Origin of the sequence: Aliivibrio sp. S4MY1 (genome assembly GCF_028765545.1) — a bacterium.
Classification (GTDB): domain Bacteria; phylum Pseudomonadota; class Gammaproteobacteria; order Enterobacterales; family Vibrionaceae; genus Aliivibrio.
This window is the reverse complement of sequence record NZ_JARACP010000053.1, coordinates 1-1,457: the sequence shown is the minus strand read 5'-3', so window position 1 is coordinate 1,457 and position 1,457 is coordinate 1. Positions and strand designations below refer to the sequence as shown.

Genomic DNA, 1,457 nt, shown 5'->3' with positions numbered 1-1,457 from the left:
ACTCCCCCCCCTCCGCACCGAAATTCAGTGCCGTTAAAAAACGAAAAATGAGAGCAAATAATAATGTGAAGAAATGACCGTTTAACATAATGATAATTAAAGATAAATATTGAAATTATCACCGTTATTACGAACACCTTCAGGATCGCAATCGTTCGTTTTTGAGTTTATTAAAATTAATTAAATCGTGAACTTTCTCTTTTTTAATTTTCACTCAAAGAGAGTGGAAATAAGGCCATGTTACTCGTCGAATATATCAATCTGCTCATCATGAGAGCAGAGCTCTGGTTGCAAGGTAGGATCGGGTTTTCCGCCGGTGCGTTTTGGGTAATGAGAGAACGACAAATGCAAGACAAATACTTTGGCGCAATTTAGATTCACGCATTGGCAATAGAGCTCGCGCAACTCACCACTCACGCGTTTTGATGTGATCACATTTCCCTTTGTGTGGCAATGTGGGCATTCAATGAGAAGAGTGCGAGACATACTTTTATCCTTTTGGATCACGTTGAACTAATGTACATAATTACCTTATGACTCACCAAGGAATTCATCTTCGGTCATAAAACCAAGATACGACACCGATTGAATGCTCGCACTTATCGCCACTTCTGTTTCACTAATGGCAAATTTTCGGCATCTTTCAAGGGCAGGAGCCGTCACGTATGGTTTGCCACCGCTTACGTCCAATTCATGAAAATACGTTGAGCTGTCAGCGCAAAGAACGACAAGCGAAATATGGTACCAATAGAGGCGATATTTATTATTAGAACTCATATAATTACCCAAGATTAATAAGGATAAAAACGCATTACAAATAGAGGTTATTTATAATGCATATCAAGTTCTTATTATAACATTTGCGTTTTATAAATGCTGCTTTTTTAAACAGCATAGTACAAAAAAAGTACACATTTTAAAGCGATATATGAGGTTTTTTATTCGCATGAGGTGTTTATTTCATAGGAGGGGGAATGTGGTTTGTTGATATAAAAAAAGACCGCCTAAGCGATCTTTTATGCAACTGATAAGTGGCCTAATTTATTTTATTACGTTCTGACCTAGCCAGAACCCAAGCGCTACAATTCCAGCGACATTAGCAAGTAAAAAACCTAAAACGAGGTTAAATTTACTGTCAATTTTTACAGAAAGCTCTTTGTTTACAGTATCAATCTTAGCGTCGAGCTTATCGAACTTAGCATCAATTTTTGCGTCTTGGCTATCCATCTTTTCACCAAGCTCTCGACGAACGCTATCAAGTTGCTCTTGCGTTACACCGTGACCAACAAGAGAGATAACTTGCTCCGCTGTTAGTGTGATAGGTGCTACTGATTTCGATTCATTGTCAGACATAATTCCCCCTTGAGTGTTGGTGATTGCAGTGTTGTTTTACTTTAAACCTATTACACACTGTTGCACTAGACTGCATGTGCCTTTAATTCTACCACAGCATTTTC

Annotated in this window: 3 protein-coding genes; all 3 read right to left on the bottom strand. The window is 38.2% G+C overall.

Annotated elements, in window-relative coordinates:
* Positions 1–240: 240 nt before the first annotated feature.
* Positions 241–486 (bottom strand): ogr/Delta-like zinc finger family protein, encoded by a 246-nt coding sequence (locus PVK71_RS20245; RefSeq protein ID WP_274421115.1) that lies wholly within the window; start codon positions 484–486, stop codon positions 241–243.
* Between the two features lie 45 nt (positions 487–531).
* Positions 532–777 (bottom strand): hypothetical protein, encoded by a 246-nt coding sequence (locus PVK71_RS20240; RefSeq protein WP_274421118.1) that lies wholly within the window; start codon positions 775–777, stop codon positions 532–534.
* A gap of 264 nt (positions 778–1,041) precedes the next feature.
* The gene (locus PVK71_RS20235; protein ID WP_274421119.1) at positions 1,042–1,353 is read right to left on the bottom strand and encodes a hypothetical protein; all 312 of its coding nucleotides are present in this window, start codon (positions 1,351–1,353) and stop codon (positions 1,042–1,044) included.
* Positions 1,354–1,457 lie beyond the last annotated feature (104 nt).

Coding starts and splice junctions, on each gene's coding strand:
- PVK71_RS20235 (WP_274421119.1), bottom strand. CDS start 1,353: ATGTCTGACAATGAATCGAAATCAGTAGCACCTATCACACTAACAGCG.
- PVK71_RS20240 (WP_274421118.1), bottom strand. CDS start 777: ATGAGTTCTAATAATAAATATCGCCTCTATTGGTACCATATTTCGCTT.
- PVK71_RS20245 (WP_274421115.1), bottom strand. CDS start 486: ATGTCTCGCACTCTTCTCATTGAATGCCCACATTGCCACACAAAGGGA.